Annotated in this window: 17 protein-coding genes; all 17 read right to left on the bottom strand. The window is 43.0% G+C overall.

The window, feature by feature from the left end; genetic code table 11:
- Nucleotides 1-613: 613 nt before the first annotated feature.
- The 17 genes from BLS49_RS20985 to BLS49_RS21065 all read right to left on the bottom strand — a co-directional run bounded on the left by BLS49_RS20985 (nucleotide 614) and on the right by BLS49_RS21065 (nucleotide 25,554).
- On the bottom strand, nucleotides 614-1,639 hold the full coding sequence (locus BLS49_RS20985) for a LacI family DNA-binding transcriptional regulator (RefSeq protein WP_175471497.1): 1,026 nt from the start codon (nucleotides 1,637-1,639) through the stop codon (nucleotides 614-616).
- 73 nt (nucleotides 1,640-1,712) lie between these two features.
- On the bottom strand, nucleotides 1,713-2,453 hold the full coding sequence (locus BLS49_RS20990) for an MgtC/SapB family protein (protein ID WP_091235443.1): 741 nt from the start codon (nucleotides 2,451-2,453) through the stop codon (nucleotides 1,713-1,715).
- A 24-nt stretch (nucleotides 2,454-2,477) separates the two neighbouring features.
- Nucleotides 2,478-4,562: a methyl-accepting chemotaxis protein gene (locus tag BLS49_RS20995; protein ID WP_091235445.1), complete on the bottom strand. Its 2,085-nt coding sequence runs from the start codon at nucleotides 4,560-4,562 to the stop codon at nucleotides 2,478-2,480.
- A gap of 17 nt (nucleotides 4,563-4,579) precedes the next feature.
- Nucleotides 4,580-5,389, bottom strand: a complete 810-nt coding sequence (locus tag BLS49_RS21000) for a histidinol-phosphatase (protein ID WP_091235447.1) — start codon at nucleotides 5,387-5,389, stop codon at nucleotides 4,580-4,582.
- A gap of 32 nt (nucleotides 5,390-5,421) precedes the next feature.
- Nucleotides 5,422-6,258, bottom strand: a complete 837-nt coding sequence (locus BLS49_RS21005) for a sugar ABC transporter permease (protein ID WP_091235511.1) — start codon at nucleotides 6,256-6,258, stop codon at nucleotides 5,422-5,424.
- A gap of 2 nt (nucleotides 6,259-6,260) precedes the next feature.
- Entirely contained in the window at nucleotides 6,261-7,571 is a 1,311-nt protein-coding gene (locus tag BLS49_RS21010) for a carbohydrate ABC transporter permease (RefSeq protein WP_091235449.1), read from the bottom strand.
- A 94-nt stretch (nucleotides 7,572-7,665) separates the two neighbouring features.
- Nucleotides 7,666-8,988, bottom strand: a complete 1,323-nt coding sequence (locus BLS49_RS21015; RefSeq protein WP_091235452.1) for a sugar ABC transporter substrate-binding protein — start codon at nucleotides 8,986-8,988, stop codon at nucleotides 7,666-7,668.
- Nucleotides 8,989-9,035: 47 nt separating this feature from the next.
- Entirely contained in the window at nucleotides 9,036-9,659 is a 624-nt protein-coding gene (locus tag BLS49_RS21020) for a histidine phosphatase family protein (RefSeq protein WP_091235455.1), read from the bottom strand.
- Between the two features lie 536 nt (nucleotides 9,660-10,195).
- A complete protein-coding gene (gene pulA / locus BLS49_RS21025) occupies nucleotides 10,196-12,154 on the bottom strand; it encodes a type I pullulanase (RefSeq protein WP_091235457.1) in 1,959 nt (652 codons plus the stop codon).
- Between the two features lie 26 nt (nucleotides 12,155-12,180).
- Nucleotides 12,181-14,214 (bottom strand): amylo-alpha-1,6-glucosidase, encoded by a 2,034-nt coding sequence (locus BLS49_RS21030; protein ID WP_091235461.1) that lies wholly within the window; start codon nucleotides 14,212-14,214, stop codon nucleotides 12,181-12,183.
- 141 nt (nucleotides 14,215-14,355) lie between these two features.
- Nucleotides 14,356-15,183: a carbohydrate ABC transporter permease gene (locus BLS49_RS21035; RefSeq protein WP_245742653.1), complete on the bottom strand. Its 828-nt coding sequence runs from the start codon at nucleotides 15,181-15,183 to the stop codon at nucleotides 14,356-14,358.
- Between the two features lie 11 nt (nucleotides 15,184-15,194).
- Nucleotides 15,195-16,064, bottom strand: a complete 870-nt coding sequence (locus BLS49_RS21040) for a carbohydrate ABC transporter permease (RefSeq protein ID WP_091235464.1) — start codon at nucleotides 16,062-16,064, stop codon at nucleotides 15,195-15,197.
- Between the two features lie 62 nt (nucleotides 16,065-16,126).
- Nucleotides 16,127-17,413, bottom strand: coding sequence for an extracellular solute-binding protein (locus tag BLS49_RS21045; protein WP_091235466.1), 1,287 nt, complete (start codon nucleotides 17,411-17,413; stop codon nucleotides 16,127-16,129).
- 12 nt (nucleotides 17,414-17,425) lie between these two features.
- Complete coding sequence (locus BLS49_RS21050) at nucleotides 17,426-19,168, bottom strand: glycoside hydrolase family 13 protein (protein WP_091235468.1); 1,743 nt, start codon at nucleotides 19,166-19,168, stop codon at nucleotides 17,426-17,428.
- A 33-nt stretch (nucleotides 19,169-19,201) separates the two neighbouring features.
- Nucleotides 19,202-20,212, bottom strand: a complete 1,011-nt coding sequence (locus BLS49_RS21055; RefSeq protein ID WP_091235469.1) for a LacI family DNA-binding transcriptional regulator — start codon at nucleotides 20,210-20,212, stop codon at nucleotides 19,202-19,204.
- A 377-nt stretch (nucleotides 20,213-20,589) separates the two neighbouring features.
- On the bottom strand, nucleotides 20,590-23,955 hold the full coding sequence (locus tag BLS49_RS25395; protein ID WP_245742655.1) for a DUF6359 domain-containing protein: 3,366 nt from the start codon (nucleotides 23,953-23,955) through the stop codon (nucleotides 20,590-20,592).
- A 162-nt stretch (nucleotides 23,956-24,117) separates the two neighbouring features.
- A complete protein-coding gene (locus tag BLS49_RS21065) occupies nucleotides 24,118-25,554 on the bottom strand; it encodes an NAD(P)/FAD-dependent oxidoreductase (protein ID WP_091235471.1) in 1,437 nt (478 codons plus the stop codon).
- Nucleotides 25,555-25,558: the final 4 nt, after the last annotated feature.

Here is a 25,558-nt window from a genome sequence, read left to right on the forward strand (position 1 = left end):
CAGGCTTTCTCTAAGATTCTTTTCAAACTAGTCTATTCTAAACAATATTCCTACATTTTATACGAAAATAAAGAGTATGCCACAAGTAATCGTGATTAGGCTCGTGTTAAACAGAAGCATCAGGGCTACAGTTGGACGTTTTCAACCTATTTTCAGCACTTCGGTAGCAATAAAGGAAAAAAGTTCCCCTATTCCATCAGGATTCGCTCAAGATCATAAACTAAAGGAACTTAATTCCTCTATTTTGGTGCTAAACGCTGATTTTTCGCATTTTAGGGCAATTTCAGTAAGGATAAAGGAAAATACTTCCTTTATTTTCTTTAAAATCATCTCATTTTCGAAAATAAAGGAGATTTTTTCCTCTACTGTGTTCGATCTGCAATCTTCTGACTTCTCACGAATAAGCTAGCTGTACTATTTCGAAAAAGCGCAATTTGGAGTATATTATTTTCATTCTAGGTGGTGACGCCTGAGCGTCATAGTTGTTTTTTCATGTTTTTCCTGATATCTTGCCTTTTTTCTGCTAAAAAGCTATCTTAGATAACTCTTGGGACAGCCTCTCAAGAGCCTGGTTAGTTTCTTCTTAATCGTTGTAAAAATAGATCCGGTCAATCTAGCTCAAAGGACGATTTGTCGATTGCCGCTCGATGATTTCTGAGGGAAGTGTCACACTCTTATGCACCCAAGCTGGTGGTTTCGTATCCATTAATTCGCTCAAAAGTTGAACAGCCTCTGTTCCAAGTGCGGAGTGATTCAGGTTTAAGCCAGTGATCGATGGAGCCACTTTATCTAAATATGTAACATTATTTAAAGTCATTATGCCAACGTCTTCCGGCACTCTCATTTTTTTATGCTGACAATACTTCATCGCAATTAAAGAGGCAATAGAATCCATCGTCATAATTGCATCAAAGCTGATCCCCTCCTCAATGACCTTGTCTAGAGCTTTTGTGATATCCAACTCTTCATTGCTGCAATATATGATATTTGTGAAATCAGCCTCATTACTTTCCTCAATAGCTCTCTGATAGCCATGAATACGGTCATAAGTAAAGTCCTGCTTTAAGTCCGGAGTCAGGAACAATATTTTACGGTAACCTTTATCAAGCAGATACTTGGTCGCCATATAGCTATCCCGAACATTGTCGTTGTGAACAGAAAATACATTTTGATTCAAGCTGCTCCCGATCATAACAAACGGAACATGATTCTCAAGCATGCTCTTTAGCAGTAGATCTTTATCCGAGGATAATATGCTTGTAAAAATAAACCCGTTCACTTGTTTCTTCTTAAACAATTCAATCGACTTCTCGATCAACTCATCAATGGTATAGTATAACGAGAATTGAACATTGTAGTCGAACTTCTTCACCGCATCGGAAATTCCGCAAAGCACGTTGCTAAAAAATAGATTGTCAAGCATGTCCTTAGGATCTCTTGCAATCGAAAAGCTTATTGTCCCTGATTTATTATTTGTTTGAGAATGTACTGGTACATATTTAATTTGCTCCATAGCAGAGAAAACTTTAGCCTTTGTTTCACTCGCGATATTACCTTTTTGTGTAATAACTCTGGAAACTGTTGCTGGCGATACCCCTGCAAGAAGAGCTACATCTTTTATAGTAGAGATTTCAATCACCTCTCCGAAAAATGAGTACTTAAAAAACAAATACTCTCTATTTTACTATTTTATAACGAATATCCAGTTGAATCTAGTTGAGTTTCTTGGAGAGATTGAATAAATTGGATATTTCTATAGACAACACATCATCATAATTGTAAATTCTGTTGACCGCATTCACAATTTTGTTCTCCCTGGGCAATTTAACACTTAGGCGAACAATTATTGTCTCCAGATGTTCTTCGGTTTTGTGGTTTGACTGAACCAGCAACTCATAAATCTGTATATCTTGTTCACCTAATTCTTCTACGATTTGTCCTAATATTTCTTGACGATCATACATTTTAATGTTCATTTCATGTCTTCTATATTTACGCAGCATATACTTTTCCCACTTCTGAAATACAAACAAGCTGACAAGTACTAGAAAGGTAACGAGAACTGCTCCGAAATAGAACCCTGCCCCTACACATAGACCTATCCCTGCCACTACCCAGATCGAAGCCGCTGTCGTTAATCCGGAAACATAAGAGCCTGTACGAATAATCGCGCCGGCTCCTAGAAATCCGATACCCGTGATAACCTGAGCGGCTAACCGAGCAGGGTCCATTCTGACGTTAGGCTCATTCGCGAAATCTCCAAATCCGTATATAGACAATAACATAATTGTCGCAGAGCCGACGCAGACAAGAATGTGAGTTCGAAACCCTGCCGCATGGTTGTTAATTTCCCGTTCAAATCCGATGATCCCGCCCAGCAACAAGGCCATTAATATCCTTATAGTCATATCCCAGTATGTGATATGCCATATACCTGAGCTCATTCCAGTCATTTATTTTCCCTGCCTTTCCCCTATTCACTCTCCCTTACCTCTTGTTTGGAATAGTATCAATGATTCTTTCAAACTTTCTGATAAATCCGCCAATTTGTCGGAGAGAATAACTAGCTTCTCACTACTATTTAATTGCTCGGATGCTATTGAAGCCACTTCTTCCGACGATGCTGATGATTGTTCTGCTACTGCACTCACATTGCTTATCGACTCAGATAAAACAAGCTGCGATTGATTTAATTCCTTAATTGATGTGGTCGATACCTCATTATGCTGGATGAATAAATCCATTTCCTCTCGCACATGATCGAATATAGTCGCGGCTTCCTTGACTGAATGAATTTGCTCGGTTAATAATGGAGACGCCGTAAGCAGAAGCTCAACTGTTTCCTCGACCTCTCTTTGAATATCGCTTGTAATAGTCTGCACAATGTTGATCGAGTCTTTCGACTGGTCTGACAGATTACGTATTTCATCCGCGATGACCATAAATCCTTTTCCCGCTGCACCTGCCCGGACTGCCTCAATTGATGCATTCAATGACAGAATATTCGTCTGTTGCGTCATTGCCTTTAATACTTCCAATATTTTGTGAATCGAGATTGTACTTTCTTTCAGCCTATCCACTTTACCTATCATTGAGCTTGTCAATTCTTCAGTTGAGTTGGTCTTTAAGATGAGTTCATTCATATACTCTGTTCCCTGACTACTAATTTGATACACTCGATCCGCGGATTCTTCCATCTTTGAATTGGAATCAATCACATTATCCATATTCAATCCAATGTTCTCGGCATAGGTCATTTCTTTTTCAGCCTCTATTGATAGCTCCATCGCTCCCTGTGCAATTTCCTCAATAGCTACCGACACTTCTCTCGCCATCGTAGAGCTCTTCTGTGAAACTTCGGACAATTCAAAAGCAGTATGTAATACATGCTGCGCTGAATCATTCGTTTTATTAACCAGGACAGAAATTTGCTCCATCATCTGATTAAAGCTTTGTCCCAGCTTGCCTATTTCGTCTTGTCCTCTAAAGTCTGTGCGTACAGAAAGGTTGCCTTTTTCGCCCTCCTCCATTAAGGAAGACAACTTCTGCAAGGGTCTACCTACCATTCGTATCACAAACATTCCGATAGCAACGCTTAAAAGCGCAGACAAGACTATGATAATAATGGTGATTTGGATGATGCTGCTCGTCTCTTTAACTAGCTCACTGACCGGCGCTACACCTACCACATTCCACTTAGATAGTTCATTTTGTTTGTACACAACAAGCTGATCCTTGCCATGCTCATCCTTGACAAAAAGTGAACCCTTACTCTCTTCTCCATTACCAGAAATATGGATCGTTGACTTACTTCCCAGCAAATTCGAATCCTCAATATGAACAATATCATTATCATTACTAATTAACATAATCTGACTTGATTCAGCCAAGCTAATGTTTGCTAATACACCTGATAATTCCTGATCTCTAACTTCCAGCAAGACGATATATTCTTTCTCTGGATTGTTCAGGTTCTTCAGCAGTCGCCCAATCATCATCGTAGGCTCCGAATTCAGATCAAATAGACCTTTTTTCTGAGCAGGAATATATACGATTTCTCCATTCGCCTCAATCACTTTATCCAGCCATGAATTGCTGTTCTCTGTAAGGTTAAGCGAGCTTGCACCCTTAGAACTTACTAGCTTTGTTTTATCCATACTTTTAGGCACAAGTCTCACTGAATATAACCTTTTATCCGCTGCAACCATACTATTCAATCTCTCGACGATACTATTGGATATCCGTGTCTTCTCAGCAGTAGCCAGCTCCGGTCCATTATAGGCAACCAACTGACCCATCAGCTCTTGATCAACTAATAGTTGTCTTGACTGACTCTCGTACACCCCAAACAAAAAATCCAACTTATCTGATGCCTGTTCAATCGTTTGCAGAGACGAAGAAGCTACCTTATTTTTAATGATATTCTTCGATACTGTATAAGAGGTCATCCCTAGGATGGATACAAGCACAACAATACTGCAAATAATAATGAGAAAAAGCTTTACTCCAACCGATCGATTGATGGCTCCAAATAGTCGCACCCCTGGTTCCTTGTTCTTCATAACACCCTCCGGATTTCTTATGATTTGAGATCCAAGTAATAAGGATTACGCTGTTTAAAGATGACCCATCGCTTATATCCTATTTGTTCCAAGGTGCTGCGAACCTTCTCCCATTCATCTCCGACTCGCAAAGGATCATGGGCATCTGAGCCAAATGTAATATCCACTCCATAATAATGGGCCTGCTCAATCACATTAACTGAAGGGTACCAATCTTCTGAAGCGACCCGAAATCCGCCTGTATTTACTTCCAGAGCAACGCCTCTTTCTGCCATCGTCTTGAGCAAAGATGATATATAAGGCGCATATAAATCTTTAAACGACTCATATCCTCGATTAAACCTGTCCATATGACCGATGATGTTAACCCATTTACACCGAACAGATAGCTGCATCAGTTCAATGAATCTTTTGAATTCCGCCTCTCGCTCTTCTTCAGAAGCTACACTCCAATCTAATCCTTTATCCACGTTTAATGGAGATGTGAAATGGATCGAGCCAATGACGTAATCAAGTGGAAATCCACTGTAAACGTGACTGTACAAATCAACGTGTTCCTTAAAAATATCCGACTCAACACCAACTAACAATTCTATTTGATCCATGTATTTCTTTTTTAATCGAACAGCCTCATCCACATAATTAAAGAATTCACTTTTGGCCATTGCCAATTTTGGAAAGGGATGATCCTTATCCGCGAAAAAATATGGAGAATGATCAGTTATTCCCAGAACTCGTATTCCTTTTGAAATTGCGCTTTCTATATATTCCTCCAGTGCGCCTCTTGCATGGCCGCATCGTTCGTGGTGTGTGTGCAAATCAAACACAGCTTCTCCTCCAATCTCTTTATAATGATGGTTTATCCTTTATCAGCACCAGCGGTCAAACCTTCCACTAAGAAACGTTGGAAGAACATGAACACTAAGGTAATAGGCAGTGCAACTAATACACAACCAGCAGCAAACAAGGTAAATTGTGTTGAGAATTGACTGCTTACCATGTTGTACAATCCTACTGCCAGTGTCTGTTGTTCCTTCGTTCGCAGCACCATTTGAGCGAAAATAAAATCATTAAATGCCCCGGCAAACGAGGTTACGGACAGGTACACAATTAATGGTCTGGATAAGGGGACAAATATTCTAAAGAATATGATCCAGTGATTAGCTCCGTCTATTCTTGCTGCTTCCTCCAGGCTCCGTGGAATAGTGTCAAAGTAACCTTTTACCAACAAATATCCCATAGCTGCTCCGCCAGTATAAACAAACATCAATGCTGAGTGCTTGTTCAGCAAATTCATATTCAACAGCAAAATGTAAACTGCAATCATGCTCATAAAAGATGGGAACATGTTCAGAACAAATAGTCCGGACATTAAGCTTTTCCGTCCACGGAAGCGGAAACGTGAAACAGCGTAACCGGTCAGCAATACAAAGAATGTACTACATACCATTGATACAAGAGCAATTTTGATCGTGTTCATATACCATTGTGCAAATGGAAACTCTCTAAAAAGCTCTATGTAATGCTCAATGGTAAAACGTTCAGGCAGCAGATGCTCGCTGTAAAGCGCTGTTCCTGGTCGGAAGGAAGCCAGCACGACCCATAAGGCAGGATAAATAGTAACGATGGCAATAACAATTAAAAGCAAATGGTGGCTAATATCGCCAAAGATTTTTTTAAACTTCGCAGCACTCATCATTAGTTAAGTTCCTCCTCTTTAAATGAGCGTGTCCGGCGAACGTTCCAGATCGACAGAGTTGCCAGAATGATAAAGATAATAATACCGATGACAGATGCGAAATTGTAATTACCTTGATTCATCGTCAGATTGTATAGCCAGGTAATTAAAATGTCTGTATTTCCAGCAAATTGATATTCACTATTAGCCGGGTTGCCGTTGGTTAACAGGAAAATAGCGCTAAAGCTATTCACATTACCAGCAAACATACCAATAAGAATCGGAGATAAAGAGAACATGACGCTTGGGAATGTGATCATTCTGAATTTCTGGAAGGCGGATGCCCCATCAACTTCTGCGGCTTGATACAATTCCTTGGAAATCGTAGTTAGAATTCCGATGATGAGCAGCATCGATATCGGATATCCATGCCAGAGATTAACTAATAACACCGTTACCTTGGCCCAAGTAGGATCGGAGAGCCAAGACGGTCCCTGAATACCAAGCCATTTCAAATACTGATTAATCGGCCCAAACTGGGAGTTAAACATGTTGCGCATAACCAAATATGAGACGAAACTCGGAATTGCAAAGGGCAGAATATAAATCGTCCGCCATACGGATTTAAGCCGGGTTCGGGTGCTCTGCACCAGTAACGCTACGCCAAATCCGCCGAAGAATGTCGATATCGTTGCAACAACCGCCCAAATAATATTCCATTTGAGTACCCCATAGAATGTATTTGCCCATTTGTTCAGTGTAAACAATTGTTTAAAGGCATCAAAGCCAATCCAATCTATCAAATTAGCGGGAGGTAAATACTTTGGCGACGAATAGTTAGTAAAAGCAATCATTACAGAAAATACAAGCGGCAGTACGGTAAAGAAAAGTACAAAAAGCAGTGGCACAGAAATAATAAGCTGTGGAAACTTATGCTGACTAACATATTTCAATGATTTTATAAAATTATGAGGTTGAATCCCTTGTTCAAGAGACTTCCCAACTTTATATGCATCTTTAATGTTTGCAATGTACGCATAACCAAACACAATAAGCCCGAACAGCACGATCAATCCTTGAACAATCAAAAAAATGGAGTGATCGCCAGGAACCATCTTATATACTTTTCCAACAAGCTCCAAATGCTGAGCCTTTTCGCCCAGAGTAATGATGCCCCATAATGCTTCTTTCAAATTAAAGATAATGTAGTATAATCCCAAGCCATGTAACAGGAGCATTAGAATGCCCTTCATGTATTGGCGATTATAGATTTGCCCTAATCCCATTGCAACGACGGAGAGAATGGATGCCGTCTTTCTGTTGGGTTTCATTATCAGTATTACATCCCCTTCAAATTAAGCAATTATCCACTTTGAAAGTGGATAATTGCCCAACCATTTATTGTTATCTACTATAATCTGAGATTTACTTAGCGCTTTGCTGTTCAATTCCTGCCTTGATGTCAGTAACAGCCTTGTCCAGAGTTGTCTTTACATCCGCGCCTTCCCAGATTAATTCCAACGCTGCAGTCATAGGTCCCCACATTTGAGTCGCAGGAAGAATATTTGGCATCGGCTGAGAATTTTTAATTTGATCAGTGAATGCTTTTACAACTTCATTACCTGTAATTTCCGGTAGGGAATCCATGCCATTACGCGACGGAATGAGACCTGTCAGTTCAAAGTTCTTCTTCGCTGCTTCTTCTGTAGTTGCGAAATGAATAAATAGTTTGGCTGCATTCGGATATTGGCTGAATGAGCTTACATAATAAGCTTTTACCCCAGAGAAGCTGATAGGTGTCTTACCGTTTGGCATTGGAGGAAGAGGAACTGCCCCGACTTCAAACCCAAGCTTTTCTTTTGTGAAGTTCCCCAATTGAGCTACCCCATCCAGATTGATCGGCAATTTCCCGGTTTGGAACAGATTTGTTTTTACGTCTGCAGTTGCATCTACACCTTTAATAGGAAGAGCATCTTTCAAGCTTTGGAAAAATTTCATACCTTCAATAGCACCTTCGCTATTTAAGCCGATATCTGCCGGGTCTGTTCCATTATTTCCAAAGATATAACCTCCGCTACCCCCAATCCAAGAATAGTTATAGTAAAAGTCCGTTACCTGCCACATAAAACCAAACTTGTTGTTAGTTACATCGTTATAACCTTTAGCAAATTCGATAATGCTGTCCCATGATTTAAGAACCTCTTTATCTACCAGTTCCTTGTTGTAATACAAGAGGTAGGTTTCTACATTACGAGGGTAGCCGTAGATCATACCGTCCAATGATACTGCATCTACCAATTCCTTAGGGTAGTTGGCTATCGTTTCTTCTGCATAATAATCGTTAGGCAGCAAAATACCGGAAGCTACCGCATCGCCTAATGTATTGTGAGGCATAACTAATACATCTGCACCTAGACCAGCAGGGCCGTCAGTTTTCAGCTTTTTCCGTTGTTCAGTTGAATTAACCTCCTGAAATTCGACCGGAATATTATATTTGGCTGTAAATTCCTTCGCGATCGCTTCAATGAAAGGCTGCTCGTCCTTCCCCTCCCAAATAACCAGCTTTGCACCAGGCTCCGGCTCCAGACCTTCATCTTCAGCATCCCCTGACGTCGACGAGCCGTTCTCCGTCGGAGTGTTATTGCTTGTGTTAGGTGTCACGGAATTATTTGAACCGGATGAGCATGCGGTAATAGAAAAAACTAAAACCAATGCAGTCAACAAAAGTGTGAATTTTTTGAAATTCATTATGAAAACCCTCCTAAATTGGCTTTGTTATTACATATGAAAAAGATTTAATCAGACACATGTATTCCTAGATGCTCAGTAAAGACTTCAGCAGACTCGCATTTACCATCTGCATTCATAGTAAATTTGACAATACCGGCATTATAGACCGGGATCATATCGCCGGGGTTTGCAATTTGCTTCAAATCCGCAGTAGATTGTCCGTGCCCAAAAACAACAATATGTTCGTCAGTTCCCAGGTCTGGAGCAATATGAGCATCATAGAAAGATTGAACCCTGACTCTTACAGCGCGTTTATCCTCCGGCCATACCGGCCACCACTGCTTGCTTTTATGGTGTGTATGTATAAATCGCGCGTTTTCGTAAACGCTTTCAATTTGATCACAACTTTGCCAATCATAATCCCGGTATTCTGTCCATTGATCTAGGAACATCTCTGACATTTCAGGAACAAGCGTTACCGGCAAGTTACAAGCACGTGCAAGAGGCAATGCCGAATGAAGAGCTCTTCGAAGTGGACTGCAATAAATGACCTTAACCTTGATATTCTGAAAGAAAGATGGAATTTGTTCTACCTGCCAATATCCTATTTCGGAGAGATCGCAATCTGCGCTTCCTCCCTTTCCGATATTCTTTGTCGACTGTCCATGTCGAATAACGTATAAATGCAACGGATGTATTCACCTCCTTCTCCTTCATGGAATGTTATAGAACAGAAACGCAATTCATATTAATTTCATAAATATTTCATTAGCGTTTCATTAATTTCACTTTTATTTAATCATATATTCCATGTTTTGTGAAGTGATTAATCAAACTATTTTGTTATTATTGCCATAAATTCTTATTTTTCCGCCTGATTCACATTTAAATTATCAATTTCAGGAAATTAAAATGAAACATATGGAAATTATATGTGATAAATTTCAGGAATAATCGTTTCATATTTTTTCATAAAAAAAAGACTCCCAAATATAAATTGCTGCAAAAGTGCAGTTTTTCGGAATCAATATCACCAATCCAACTGAAAAGCCTGCAAAAGTGCAGTTTTATTACTTTTATTGAGCCAGAATCTACGTTTTAGCTCAAAAAAGATGCACTTTTGCATGAATTCCACATGGCTGATTAGCATTCCGAAAAAAAGATGTACTTTTGCAGTAATTACCAAATAGGAAGTCTTTTTTTAAATGTGTACTATTTCAATTAATTAAGGCGTTACTGCGAGGACAACGATTCCAATCCCACTAACCTCTAAGCGGTTGCTTTCTAGGTTCGCAACAGATTCATGTCCGTATCGTATTTCCCAAGCTCCCAATTCTGGAAGCTCAATTTCTACCAAGTTAGTATTAGCATTATATAACACATACAAATGCTTATCCTGATCCCCTCCAGCATGGTTGCGGAGAGTATAAGCTACCGCATGCTTAGGTGAAACCTCGAATTGAAGATGCTTGCGAATCTCTTCAGCCGTCCGCAATCGGAAGGCAGGATGAGTCTTGCGCAGATGGATCAGACTGGCCATGTAAAGAACATCATCCTGATTCTCAGCACAGCGTCCCCAATCCAGCCAATTAGTTTCAATCGGAGATTTATAGCTGTTCTCCACCCCGTCTTTTGTACGTAAAAATTCCTGTCCGGCATGGATGAAAGGAATACCTTGGCTCGTCATCACAATCGCAGAAGCCAGGCGGTGCATATCGCGCCGAACTTCATCACTCTCGTCTGGAGTAGAGATTACGATCTTATCCCACAATGTGTGGTTGTCATGACACTCTACATAATTTACGCTCTGAACCGGCTCATCGGCAAATTGGGCGATATCCCCACCATACTTGATGCCTCCAACAATCCCGCGCTTGATATCATCCTCGAAGCCATCGCCCCCGCTGATAAAGCCCTTTTTATCATAAATAAAAATGTCGCCTTTAATAGCATCACGATACCCGTCGTTAAAATGTCCGATCTCCGGAAGCTTATTAGCATTGTTCTGATTAGCGCGAATCGGTTCTGGCAATACAGTGTCCATGATCCATCCCTCGCCAATTGTCATAAGTGACGGATCAATTTCGTTAAGACGACGGCGAACCTCATTGATTGTACCTGTATCAATTAATCCCATCAGGTCAAAGCGGAACCCATCAATATGATATTCGCGAGCCCAGTACAGAATGGAATCCACGATAAATTTGGTCATCATCGCTCTTTCGGATGCACACTCATTACCGCAGAACGCACCGTTAGAGAACTTGCCATCTTCCTTATAACGAAGGTAATATCCCGGAACCAGCTTGGTGAAATTGACGATATATCCGTCGTACACATGGTTATAAACCACGTCCATAATAACCCGAAGTCCTTTATCGTGCAGAGCTTGGATACACTGCTTCAATTCCGTGATCCGGGAGGAGGGCAAATATGGATCCGTTGCGTAGGAGCCCTCTGGGACGTTGTAATTTTTAGGATCATATCCCCAGTTAAAATGAGGTTCATCCAACTTCGTCTCATCCACACTCTCTGTGGAGTAGTCATAGATCGGAAGTAATTGCACATGAGTTACTCCAAGACCAGCAATGTGATCCAGTCCTGTAGGGATTCCATTCGGACCCCGTGTTCCGCTCTCTGCCAGGCCAAGGTATTTACCCCGGTGCTTGGAACCGCTATCCTCTTTAATCGACAAATCACGTACATGAAGCTCATAGATAACTGCATCAAGATGGGAAACAAATGGAGGTTTGTCCTCCGTCCACCGCTCAGGATCAGTGCTGCGCAAATCCACAATGGCTGCCTTATCTCCGTTTACTGCTACCGCTTTAGCATAAGGATCAGCCGCCTCGTTCCAGACCTCGCCAACCTTAACCCGATACGTATACAACGTATCTTTGCAGTCCTCAGCTACAGTCAGTATCCAAGTTCCCTGCACATCTCTAGTCATCGGCAGCTCGCGAACAGCCTCTCCATTCCATGTCTTGTAAAAAACTGCCAAAACCTCTGATGCTGTTGGAGCCCACAGCCGAAACTTAGTTCTCTCTGGCGTATAGTCGACCCCAAGATCGTCACCATCATAGTAGAACTTCTCATCAAACCTGCTGTCAAAAACAGAAATACCCTCAGTTACCTCAAGATCACCGTAATCAAATACAATATCCAGTTCCTTTTGTACTGCCACAACATTCACTCCTATCGTGGAATTTATTAAATATGCGGCAAAACATCTTCCGTATATGCCCGCAGTATTTCCCCTACACTCCAAGCCTGAGTAAAGCAGCCTCTACTTGTACATGCGAACTCGCCGTCAAAAATCTCTGCAATTCCACCAATCCCGCCATCATGCATATGGTCTTCAAACACTTCGCACATTTCTTTAGCCACTGCTATGGCATCCGAACTGTAATCATGCACTTTGCAATACGATGAAATAAATGCACCTAACGGAAAAGCCCAAGTTGTTCCCATATGATAGGCCGCATCACGATGTATCAATTTACCGATATATTGAGATTTATATTCCGAATCTTCAAAAGACAGTGAACGAAGTCCATAAGGAGTATATAAGTGCTTATATACAACCCCAACAACAGATCTCTCCTTCTCATCTGGAAGCATCGTAAATGGCAATGAGATGGCCCAAATCTGATTAGGACGAATGCTTCCATCGTCCACCTTGCTTCCATCAGGCTGCACTACATCAACTACATCATAGAGACTCTGTGCCTCTTCATTCCAAAAGCGTTCATTAAAAGATTTCCGTACTTGCCGGGCTAATGCTTCATATGGAGTCGAATCACCAAAACGTTCGGCAAGCTCTGTCATTACACACAGTGCGTTATACCAAAGAGCATTAATCTCTACCGGCTTCCCATGACGCGGGGTTACCACCCAATCGCCAACCCGCACATCCATCCAGGTTACCTGGTCATAGCCCCCGCCTGCACGAATGAGACCGTCTTCATCCATTCCTATCGAGAAATCAGTGCCAGTACTATAGGCGTGGATAATTTCTTTTAGCTTCGGATAAATTCGCTGCTCGATAAAACGATAATCCTCTTCACCGCCGGTATATTTTAAATACTCGTGAACCGAATGGAAATACCAGAGCGAGGCATCTACCGTATTGTACAGAGGCTCCTGTCCATCATCAGGAAACATATTAGGAATAAGTCCGTTTCGTACATATCTGGAGAAGGACTCTAATATTTCCCGGGCTTCCTCAAAACGTTTGGTTGATAAGGTAAGCCCCTGAAGTGCGATCATCGTATCGCGTCCCCAGTCGGTGAACCAAGGATATCCTGCCAATACCGTTTTTAATCCTGTGGATTCCCTGTTTACGATAAAATGATCCGCCGCCTCCACGAGACGATCAGCCAAACGATTATGATGGCCCGCGTTACTGACGAGTCGATCCATTCTTTCTTTGTACTCGCGTACAATAGTAAAACCATCCTTCTCATCGAGTGGATCGATAGAGCATTTTACATAGAATGTTTTCCGCTCATAAGGCTCTAATGTTATATTGATTTCGTACGGCGTATAATGGTGGTCGACACCCATAAATCCGTTCCGATTATCAAACTTGTAATAATGATTTTCTTCGTACAAATAGGGTGGAGTAGCCATCGTGACCGGAAGCGTCGAACGATCCAGATACTGCCCCTCTGAAGTCATAAAAGATATCGTTAAATCCGGATTGCTTCTAGGGACTAATTGAAGTCTATTCCCCTCCAGTGCAGTATCGAACACAAGATTGCTTTTCTCAGAGGCATCGCCTGGTGAACGATGATTGAACAGTGGTACAATCTTCAAATTAGTGTGTTCTCTTCCTCCTGTTACTTCATAGCATACCGTCACCGTATTATGTCCATACTCCATGGAAATTGTTTTTTGCAGCTGAACATCCTCTACCTGATACAAATACTGTGGAACTGTGTCCAATTTGAATCGCGTTAAATAACGTTGTCCATTCTTCTCCCAATTCACATATTGCTGAGAGGTCAGATCATAGCTTCTATCACCGATCCTAACTTCTTCCTGTGTTCTGGTGAATACTAACACCCGATTGACAGGCGCTTTCGTAGAACCTATCAGATATCCATGCGACATGCGGAAACCTCCGCCAGGAACCGAGTGATTTGCATAACCTCCGATCCCGTTCCCTATCAACCATTCACGTTCATTGCCTTCTTCGATAGTTCGCCAAGCATTCCGTCCCAAAACATACGCTCTACTCACGGTAGTTCCCCTTTCACCTACCAGGTGATCATCCCCGGTTTACTCCCCACTTAAACGTTTACTTACTACTATGTGGTGCATTATAACACCCTTGTTTTGAGACGGTCAATCGTTTGAGTTTATTGAAAAGAAGCAGGAGGTTTATCCTTTGATAGCTCCTGCCGTGATCCCGGCGATAAAATAGCGCTGAAGCAGCAAAAACAACAGAATAATCGGCAGAATTGCGATTAACGAGCCTGCAAAAACAATTCCCCATTGTGTCGTATACTGTCCCTGGAAATTCGCCAGCGCAATGGGCAGTGTCCGTTTGGCCGGATCATTAATGATGGTAAGTGCCCAAGGAAATTCCTCCCATACTGTCAATGCATTAAATATCGTGGCAGGTACAAAGGCCGGCTTGGATAGAGGAATAATGATTGACGCAAATAATGTCCATGCGTTTCCTCCCTCCATTTCCACGGATTCATCGATATCTCGAGATATGGAATCAAAGAAGCCTTTAAGCAGAAATGTTGTAAATGGAATCGCTCCGGCTGCGTAAACGACGATCAGTCCCCATCTGGAGTCGAACATACCAAGCTGGCGAATCAGGATAAACTGCGGAATCAGCAGCGTCAGACTCGGAATGACTAGTCCGCCCATCAGAATGGCGAAGCTTAATTTTTTGCCTCGAAATTCAAATCTTGAATAAGCAAATGCCAGCATGGATGAAAAAAGAAAAATAAATGCAAAGCTGACCAATGTAACCATAATGCTATTAAACAAGTACTGTGCAAAATTTTGGCTGACCCATGCATCCCTAAAATTGTTAAATGTCATTTCTGAAGGTAAAAATTTAGGTGGAAACTCAAATAGCAGGGTCATCGGCTTAAGTGCAGTCATCAGCATGTATATTAACGGATATATAGAGATGACCGCGCCTAAAATAAGCAGGGCGTACATCCATATTTTTTTCCAAAGTGAGCTCATAGTTTCCCCTCCTAATCCTCTTTGTTCAGACGGAACTGAATGAATGTCAGAATGGCGATAATGATCGCAAAAACATAGGACAGTGCAGAGGCATAACCGAGATCGTATTCGGTAAACGCCTTCTGATACATTCTTGTCAACATAACCTCGGTCTGATGAAGAGGTCCGCCGTCGGTAATCAAGTAAATGGAGGTAAATACGTTAAACGCACCGATAATAAGCATCATCTGAATAAAAAATGTCGTGCTTCGAATCGCCGGCAGTGTAATGTAGCGAATCTTGTTCCACGTATTGCAGCCATCCAGGGAAGCAGCTTCATATTGATCTACCGGCACACCCTGCAAGGCAGCCATGTAAATAACCATGACCCAACCGATACCTTTCCAAATCCCGAGAAATCCAACCACCAGCAGCGCTTTGTTAGGGTCGCTGAGCCAGCTGATTGTGGTATCCGTAAAATGAAGTTTATCCATAATAAAATAATTAAGATAACCCTGATCCGTGAACACAAATTTAAAAATCAGCGACGCAACGACCCATGAAGTGATAACAGGTAAAAAGTACAGTACACGAAAGGTCTTCGTTCCGAATCCATTGCGATGCAACGCGTAAGCGACAAAAAATCCGATAATCATCTGCCCGGGAACCGAAATAAGTCCATATATCACTATATTTTTGAGTGAAACCCAGAACACAGAGTCCGTAAACACGTTCACATAGTTATCAAAACCGATAAACTCAAGATGATTGAGATCACTTAATCGAAAATCATAGAAACTATATATTAGATTCCGAACTAACGGATATAGAATAAATACGGCAAAAAACAAAAAACCAGGTAAGAAAAATAAGTATCCTGCCACTCCGTTCTTCTTGCGCATAGTATGGCTCCTTCATGGATAGAGCGTCTCCAGCCTTTTGGATGACGCTCCTCCCGATGTAATTATTGTTTTAGCAATCCGTCAATTTTACTTACAGCGGCATCCAGCTCAGCTTTGATATCCTTATCGGTCATAAAAATACTGCTCATGGTGTCGCTAAGCACTCCATCAATTTGTGGCCATACATCCACTGATGGGCGAGCCTTGGCAGTTTTAAGCTGCTCCAGGAAAGGTCCGTAGTAGTCGATTGCTTTTATTTCAGCATTATCCATAGCTGCCAGGTTAACCGGAATTTGACCCACTTTACCCATTTCAACCTGAGCGGCTTCTGAGACCATAAACTTAACAAATTTCCAGGCTTCCTCTTGCTTGTCCTTGCTGAAAATACCTAAATCTTCTCCGCCGAGTACTTGAATAGAGCCAGCCGAGCCTTTAGGGAACTGCGCCATTTGCACTTTGTAATCTGCAAACTGTGAGTTGAACTGGGCAACAGCCCAAGGGCCTTCTGCCATCATGGCATAGCTTCCGCTGGCATGGCCTTCTGTAACTGCAACATCCCCTGGTTTGAATCCTGAGATTTGACCTGCTTTATATGCATCTCTTAACTTTGAAATAATGTCGACTGTCGCAGGGCTATTCAAATAAGCCTCCGCGGTGGTGTTATCCGGAGACAGGATGTCGCCGCCATTACTCCAAATCCAAGGCAGCAGATTCCAGCCTTGAAGAGCCGGCTCGCCAAAGCCCCACACTTTGTCATATTTCGTTTTGATTTTACCAAGTGCTGTAAAGAACTCCTCCGTCGTTTCAGGAGCTTTATCTACTCCACTTTGTGTAAGCATATCCTGATTCCAGAACAGAACTTTAGTATTTGTGTTGAGTGGAACACCATAATAATGATCGCCTACTTTGCCTGTAGTAAGAGGACCTTCCAGCAAGCCTTGTGCAATATCATTAAAATCAGTAAATTTTTCATCAAGCGAAAGAAGAAGATCACGTTTCTGGAATTCAGGAACCCAAATAATGTCCAGACGTGCTACGTCCGGCAGGTCGCCGCCACTTCCTCCGATTTGCAGCTTCTTGTGCAGCTCATCCCAAGGAATAGCTACTGCCTTCACCTTAATTCCGGGATTTTCTGCTTCAAATTTAGGAATAAGCACCTGAGTTAGTGTTTTCTCTTCAGGTGAAGCTGTGCTGTAATGATGCCAGAACGTCAAAGTTACATTTTTGCCGGATGCTTCTCCTGTAGAACTCGATTGATTATTGCCTTTATTGTTACCAGAACTGCATGCAGATAGGACGACAAGCATAGTAAGAAGAACAAGTGATAGTTTGCTCCATTTATTTGTCATAGGTAGAACTCCTTATTGTACAGTTTGGATTGTAATATATTGCCCCGACTCGATCACTTCAGGCAGTTGGCCCAAATGCTCTTCGCCGTATATTGAATAATTTCCGTTCAGCTCCAACTGCGACATCACTGATGACAGGTTCTGACGATCCTCTGAGAAGTTCATCAGCAGTATTACATCTTCAGTGTCGTTATGACGCCGAATAACATAGCAGTCCGATCCTTGCTTATACTTCAATTCAAGAGAACCTGATTGCAGCACAGGATTAGTAACCTTACGCGAAATCCAGACTTGATGCTCTTTAAAGAATGCTCTTGCAGCCGATTCCGATTCCTCAAGGCTATCCCATGACATACTGCCACGGCAGCCAGGATCGTTCTCTCCGATCATCCCCAGCTCGTCTCCATAATAAACAGTAGGATTGCCTGGGAATACATATTGAATTGCCAAAAGCTGCTGCAGCTTCGTCTTATCTTCCTTGCACCGAGTCAAAATACGCTCCGTATCATGACTTCCAAGAAGGTTGAACATTTGATGAAGCTCTGCAAGTGAGTACCGGTTAGCCAATTTGACTAGTCTTGCATGGAACTGCTCCAGCGTAATGCTGCGGTCCAGCACATAATCGAACATGATGTTTCTCAGATCATAGTTCATCGCACTGTCAACTCCGCCCCACATCATCAGCCGCTTGGCATCGTCCCATATTTCTGCAATAATGATAGCGTTGGGATTTAATCTTCTAACATAGGATTTCAGCTCCCGCAAAAAGCTGATCTCCACCTCATCTGCGACATCGATTCTCCAGCCATCGATATCCGTCTCTTTCTGCCAAAAGGACACGATATCGTAAATGTACTGCTGTACTTCTGGATTCGATGTCCGCAGCTTGGGCATCCATTGATAATACCCTACGGAATCGTAATCATTTTCGCTCCGCTCTACGGGATAACGATTTACATAGAACCAATCGCGATACCCCGATGCTTTGCCTTTCTTCACAATATCCTGGAAGAATGGATGATAAAATCCGCAATGATTGATCACCAGATCCAGAACTACCTTGATATCTCGCTCATGACACTTGGCTACCAGCTCATGCAAATCTGCTATCGCCCCAAACGAAGGGTCAATGTCGAAATAATTCACGGTGTCATATTTATGATTTGAAGTAGCTGTAAAAATCGGATTCAAGTACAAGGCATTGATACCTAGTTCGCTTAAGTAATCCAGACGCTGGATAATCCCCTGAAGATCACCTCCCATGTAATTGTCACGGGTTGGTACGCTTCCCCAAGGCTCTGTATTCGCCGGGTCATTCTTCTGATCCCCATTACAGAAGCGCTCAGGAAAAATCTGATACCATACCCGGTTCGTGATCCAGTCTGGAGAACCTACAATATCGCGATCACCTGCGTATGAGTAGGAATAGCTTCCTTTGGACCCATTTAACTTTTGAAGCCCCTCAGCATTAAGCCAGTGCGACTCCCCCTTCATTTCAAATTCAAATGTATATTGAAGGTAACGGATACGTGATTCCATCCCTGTCAATATCGTACGGTAGTATTTGTAGTTGTCTGATTCCGCCCAGAGCGTCATTGGCTGGTTTTGAACCCCGTATTCCTCGGTTTTGTATTTGTTCCAATACAACAATCGAACCGATGTTGCCTCATTTGGAAGCCTAAGTCTTAATTCGAGCTCGTTCAGCGACACTAATGTGGCGTCTACCACAGGATCATGATACAAGTTAGTCATCATTTATTTTTTCCCTCTTCATTCAGTATGGTATGGTTAGTTTCCGATTCTCGTATGAATGGAGATCGACTTCGGCACATCAGTTTCTTTATTCATTAACGAGAACAGCATTTGTGCCGCTTGCTTCCCCATCATCTCCAGATCAATATCCACGAAATGAACCGGATGAGTCATATACTTGGACATTGGAAAGTTATCAAACGTCGCCAGCGCCAATTCTGACAACATCGGATTTCCTCGTTCCCAATCCAATATTTCAAAGAGCTGTTCATGCGTACAACAGATCAGCGCGTCTGGACGAGTGCCTGTAATCCCTGTTCGCTCGGACTTTCCCGATTTTTTCGCGAGGTTAAGCGTTTTCAACACATCCGCATGTTCTATAACCGAAATGTCCAGTTGATTACGCTTCATTGTCTCGGTATAGCCCTTCAACCGATCTGCCAGGAACTTGTCCCGTGCGACTGCTTCGCCTCCGGCATAAATCATAATGTTCCGGCATCCCAGCTCAATCAGATGCTCCGTTAACACTTGCCCCGCCTGAACATTATCAATGTCTACCCATGGCACTCCTTCTTTCGGCAGCATGTTCTCACCAGTCACCACATAGGGCATATTATGTTTGATGAGCAAATCATAATTCTGCTCCGTAAGCAGTGTATTCGGTATGATCAGGCCGTCGACACGATGCTGGCTAACCACATTTTCAAACGTAGAACTGCTTTTCTTGTTGACATGGTCACTCATCATCAGAAACATGTGGTCATTGTTATAGACGATCTCTTCGATCCCTTGCAGCACCTTGTAGAAAAAAGGATTGGCATACGCGCGCTTATCGGTGTAATCGGAATAAAAACCAACCGTAAAGGTCTTATTAAAGGCCAGCCCACGCGCAATGGAATTGGGAACATAGTTGTGTTCCTTCATGATAGCTTCGACTTTCTCCCTCGTCTTCTCGGAAATGTTGGCGCTTCTGTTAATAACCCGGGATACCGTCGCTTTGTTCACTCCCGCCAGATCGGCGATCTGTTGAATCGTAATTTTAGACATCTTTGAATTCTCTCCTTCTAATTGCAACCGGTTGCATTATCATTATATAAAACGTTTCTTCTCAATGCAATAAGGATTTTATTGGAATATAGTATTGCAATCGGATAATTGCTGCAAAAGTGCATCCTTTCTTCTATTTAATGCCCCATCTCATCGTATTCCCGCAAATGTGCATCTTTTTTCGCCCAACCTCCCGTTCTAGCGAATGAAGTGGACAAATTGTTGTACTTTTGCAGGCTTTTGTTCGTAATCTGCCATTCTTCTTGTTAAAGCATGCACTTTCGCAGCTTTTCAACTTTACATCAAAAAAGGAGCGTAAAACCTTCACTAAATGAAGGCTCCGCTCCCACAATCAAAAGCAAAAACTTTGAACACCTCTAACTCGCGATGTTTTTACTAATGTAGTTCAGATCATCCAGCAGCTGTTTTGTGAAATCCCTCGTGATTCCTTTGCCCTCAAACGCTCGGATAACGATTTTTAGTGCGCTAATTTTAAGCTGACGCTCTTTATTGGATTTCGCTTTTTGAAGTGAGGATACTGTGGCCTGCAGGCTTTTTAATGTGCCCTTTTTATAAATAAATTTGTTAGTTTCACCAAGAGAAATCAGCTCATCCAGATGATCTATGTCGATCGTCACCTCAAACGTAACACTAACACTCCCACTATTCCCGGCTTGATCTTCTGAGGTGACAATCAAGGTATGTTTGCCTACAGACCATGATAACGGGGTAATTTCAAGCATATTACTAATTAGTTTACCATCCAGCTTATATACGGTTTGCTGCACTCCGCTAATCTGATCACTGACAACAATGGAGAATGGCAACTTCTCCAGCGTTTGCAGCACATGATTTGTTTCACCCTCAACTACGATCTCTGGAGCTGCTCGATCAATATTGATATAGATGATCTTGGACTCCTCCACATTTCCCGCCTTGTCCTCAGAACGGAACTCCACAACATATTTTCCATTCTCCGATAAGGTAAGTGCGCTTAGGTTAGTCCATTCTCCTCCATTCACCCGATACTCCGTTCCACTCAAACCGCTGCCGCCATCATCGCTTGCAATAAAGCTGATCGATACATCCTGTGTATTGTATTCAGCCTGTCCGGTTTTGCCGATGACTTCTGCTACTGTTACCGGAGCAGTTATATCCGATACATTGGCAGCAACATGATTCAGCGATAAAGGTTTTAATTGATACGTGCCTTTAAAAATAGACGAAATCCCGGAAATGCTTACCTTTATTCCTTCAGGATATAGGGAGCTAAACTCTGCATAGCTAACCCCTGTTCTGCCATCGATCCGAATTCGAGTGGAGGAGCCGTCCTCCCGAAGTGCATTAAACTCAAAAGAACCGGCTGGTGAAGCTTGGGCATAACTCTGAATTTGAACATTTTGCAGTGTAATGAGGCGACCTTGATTGTTATCGTTAACTGCCTCCTGCAGCTCTGCCACCGGTAACGGGAGTGTTCCTGTTTTCTCAATCACAACCGGATTCTCCAGCTCTACTTCGCCGTTATATAGTGTTTTGGTTGCGCTAATCTTCAGAACATCTCCAGCTTGATACCCTGCCGCAGTCTGAAAAACATAAATTCCTCCAGTTGCATCCTGAATATAAAAACCTTGTCCTCCGAACACTCCCGGCTGAGACGTTACAACACCCTCAACCGTCACAACAGTACCGTCGGCTGCTTGCCTTGCATTTGCTATGCTGGTCAGCTGTGGAACCCCACCTGTATCACCAGGCAAGGGTTCAGCGCTCACATTTGCAATGGTAACGCTCTTCGTTATTACATTGGCACTGCCTTGCTTCAAGCGAAGGTTGGCAGCACCTGACTGGCCAGGCTTGAGCTGAACGGTCAAATCAATAGATGCGTGTCCCAACGCATTCGCTGTAAGCGAAAATTCCGGACTATAGTTATAATCGGACCAACTGCCGCTGCTGTTTTTAAATCTAGCAATTTGAGTACCTCCGCTGAGATAGATACCCACCTTAAGCGCTGAGACGCTTTGTCCAGGATTTAGACCATCCACTGCGAGACGAATTTGAAACTCTTCACTGCTTGGAAGCTGCGACTGATGGACGAAGTTGTATACCGGATCAGCCACAACAATTCCAGTGGAGCCATAGGCGCCTGGCTTGAATGTAGTTGGATCATACCATTTGTACCCCGCTGCCGGCGCAGCCCACGGTTCAGGCTTTGGCTCCGTTGTATTCGCAGGCTGCTCATCAGCTCCGAGTACTGTTGGCGTATCCAGCTGAAGTCCAGGTACTTCACTTAGAGATGTGTAGCTTTCGTCATGAGCCAGCCATTTGACCGTTTGAACGAGGAACAGACCATCATCTACCTCCTTGAACCCATCATACGTCGTTTTCTTGGCTCCGTTCTCTTCACGAACGTACTTCGGCGTAGCATCCTCAACAGGAGATGAATCTCCAATAAAAGCAGCTTTACCTAGTCCTAGCTTAGCAATAGCAGCATAAGGACCTTCTGCACGTCCTCCACCGTTATAGACACCGCTATCTACCGCATTGCCCCAAGCTGAAACTCCAGTCGGCACATAGGCGATTCCTTTTGCTTTATTCGGATCAAGAATAGCGAGCGTTGATCCGGCGTGAACAGCAACCGAGCCAACTCCTGCTGTTATTCCAAAAGCTTGAGATGGAGCTACGATATCATTTGCATTAACATCACCAAGCGCATTATAGCGGAAACGCACTCCAAAATTGTCCGCGAGCCAATCAGAGCTTGTGATCTCCTGCATAGCAGGTGAGTTACTTTCTTCAGCACTCATTCCCTTGGCCGGGTTCTCGTAGGCACCTCTGCGGTAGCCATTGAATACTTCCGATGAATCCCAGCGGTTTTTGTTCCGATCCGCATTATAGTGATCAGAGATAAAAAATACTGCGCCCCCATTTTGCACATATTGTACTAATGCAGCCTGTTCTGACGCTTTAAATGGAATGTTCGCCTCAGGTATAACAAAAACATCATAATCGCTTAACGCGCTATACGTGATAGGCGCCTCTCCAAAAGTATATGGAATCGGACGCTCCAACGAGCTTACGGTAAATCCGGCTGAACGAAGACCATCTGCAAAGTCAGAAAATGCCCCCTCAATAACCCAATCAGCCGCTCCAGCTGTTTGAGCATGCGAATTGTCGAACAGCACCTTTTTTCCGGTTCCGTCAGGCAACGTTGGCGTTTCTCCATGACCTGGATCTGGCTCACCAGTGTCAGGGTCTGGATTCCCCCCCGATCCATCCTCTGAGAGCTCTATAATCGTTACATTTTTAAGTCCTGAGAAATTGTTGTACGCTGCAAGAGAACCCGATACGACCACCTTTTTACCTACTAAACTCGGGTTGCTTTGGAGTCCGAAGCTGGCACGAAGGCTTGACGGAACTTGAACATCTACAAGTCTACTTGTATCCTGTTCACCTGCTGCATCTGCTATTAGAAAATTATAGTCATTGGCAAAAGGAGATTGAAAATTGGCAGTTAATGATCCTGTAGCATGTCCTGCAATGTAACCCGATACCGTAACGATTTCGCCATTGTTCCCTTTGGCAATCGCCTGGGCAACACTTATGCCCTCACTACTACTCTCCTGAAGCGATACGTTCTCTTCAGCTTCTGCCGCCTTAACTTCCGGTACAAATCCAGCGACACTGCTTACAGCCAATACTACAGTCAGCAGTAAGCCCAGCAGCTTATTTCTCCACGGACAACTCATGAGCAACAAATTCCTCCCCAATTGTGAAATGTACTACCTCCCTATCATATTTTTTAATAAATAGCTCACTGTTGCGCGGTTGTTAAATCTATGTAAAATTTTATATTATTTCCCATAAAAATAGCCCGACGGCTTCATCGCCATCGAGCTATATAATCCATCTTATAATCCGACTTTCTCCATCATTCCCCGGGCGATCCATACTCCAGCTGCTCCAGCCTGCGCTAATCCTCGGGTAATACCGGCTCCGTCCCCTCCACAGAACAGTCCTGAAATTTCTGTCTCCAGAGATTCTGTCAGCTTCGGACGTGCGGAATAGAACTTTGCCTCCACACCATAAAACAACGTATGCTCAGAGGCAATGCCCGGCGTCACTTTATCCAGCGCCTCGATCATCTCAATCAGACTTTTCATCGTAATGTAAGGCAGCACTAGCCCAAGATCGCCTGGAACGGCTTCCTTAAGCGTAGGCTCCAGAAATCCTTCTGCAATACGGCCGGCAGTCGAACGACGTCCACGAAGGATATCGCCATACTTCTGAATGATGACACCCCCATTGGATAGGTCGTTGGCTCTTTGGCATATTTCACGGGCGTATTCATTAGGCTTATCAAAAGGTTCAGTAAACCTATGGGAGACAAGCAGTGCAAAATTGGTATTATTCGATCCCAGAGCAGGGTCCTTGAAGGAGTGACCATTCGCCGCCATAACGCCGCTATGATTCTCCACCACAACATGGCCCGACGGGTTGCTGCAAAACGTCCGTACCCGAGTTCCAACAGTTGTATTAAATATAAATTTCCCCTCATACAAATTTTCATTGATCTCTCTCATGACGACGTCCGAGGTTTCAACCCGAACGCCTACGTCCACCTGATTGTTTGCCATTTTCAGACGTCTGCGCTTCAAAATGTCCGTTAACCAAGCTGAACCGTCTCGCCCCGGAGCTACCATCACTAAATCAGCTTCATAAGTATCGCCGTTCTTTAGTGTAACGCCCTGTACGACATGTTTGCCATCTTCCTTGATCGTAATGAGATCTTCAACCTCGGCCTTGTAGATCATATCAATACGTGTATTCAGGTATTCATAAATGGATTTCAAAATTTCAAGATTCTGTTCCGTACCAAGATGTCTGACCTGTGCGCGAAGCAATTTCAATCCTGCTGCATAGCCGCGTTGTTCAATAGCACGAATCGCTTCTGTCTCCGGATCAGTAATGGCTGTAGTCGCTCCGTGCTCCAGATTGATCGAGTCTACATATTTAATCAATTCCAACACCTTGGAAGGTGAAATATAATCGCTCAGCCAACCTCCGAATTCGGTCGTTATGTTAAATTTCCCGTCGCTATATGCTCCAGCACCGCCAAACCCCGCTGTAATTGAGCAGGCAGGCAAGCAACCTGCAAATTCTTTTTTTCCCGCTGCAGGTGGGCAAAGCTGAATCTTCTCCTCCAGAATAGGGCAGCGGCGACGATAAATATCATGTCCTTTATCCACCAGCAGCACTTTCCAATGAGGCGCTTTGCGCGTCAGCTCATAACATGCAAATATGCCTGCAGGGCCTGCTCCAACAACAATCACATCGTATTTACTCATTAGT

It is taken from the genome of Fontibacillus panacisegetis (assembly GCF_900102215.1).
Taxonomy (GTDB): Bacteria; Bacillota; Bacilli; order Paenibacillales; family Paenibacillaceae; genus Fontibacillus; species Fontibacillus panacisegetis.

What these genes read in the sequence shown, in the direction of transcription:
- BLS49_RS20990 (WP_091235443.1), bottom strand. Translation starts at nt 2,453, where the DNA reads ATGACTGGAATGAGCTCAGGTATATGGCATATCACATACTGGGATATG.
- BLS49_RS20995 (WP_091235445.1), bottom strand. Translation starts at nt 4,562, where the DNA reads ATGAAGAACAAGGAACCAGGGGTGCGACTATTTGGAGCCATCAATCGA.
- BLS49_RS21005 (WP_091235511.1), bottom strand. Translation starts at nt 6,258, where the DNA reads ATGAGTGCTGCGAAGTTTAAAAAAATCTTTGGCGATATTAGCCACCAT.
- BLS49_RS21010 (WP_091235449.1), bottom strand. Translation starts at nt 7,571, where the DNA reads ATGAAACCCAACAGAAAGACGGCATCCATTCTCTCCGTCGTTGCAATG.
- BLS49_RS21015 (WP_091235452.1), bottom strand. Translation starts at nt 8,988, where the DNA reads ATGAATTTCAAAAAATTCACACTTTTGTTGACTGCATTGGTTTTAGTT.
- BLS49_RS21035 (WP_245742653.1), bottom strand. Translation starts at nt 15,183, where the DNA reads ATGAGCTCACTTTGGAAAAAAATATGGATGTACGCCCTGCTTATTTTA.
- BLS49_RS21040 (WP_091235464.1), bottom strand. Translation starts at nt 16,064, where the DNA reads ATGCGCAAGAAGAACGGAGTGGCAGGATACTTATTTTTCTTACCTGGT.
- BLS49_RS21045 (WP_091235466.1), bottom strand. Translation starts at nt 17,413, where the DNA reads ATGACAAATAAATGGAGCAAACTATCACTTGTTCTTCTTACTATGCTT.
- BLS49_RS21050 (WP_091235468.1), bottom strand. Translation starts at nt 19,168, where the DNA reads ATGATGACTAACTTGTATCATGATCCTGTGGTAGACGCCACATTAGTG.
- BLS49_RS21055 (WP_091235469.1), bottom strand. Translation starts at nt 20,212, where the DNA reads ATGTCTAAAATTACGATTCAACAGATCGCCGATCTGGCGGGAGTGAAC.
- BLS49_RS25395 (WP_245742655.1), bottom strand. Translation starts at nt 23,955, where the DNA reads ATGAGTTGTCCGTGGAGAAATAAGCTGCTGGGCTTACTGCTGACTGTA.
- BLS49_RS21065 (WP_091235471.1), bottom strand. Translation starts at nt 25,554, where the DNA reads ATGAGTAAATACGATGTGATTGTTGTTGGAGCAGGCCCTGCAGGCATA.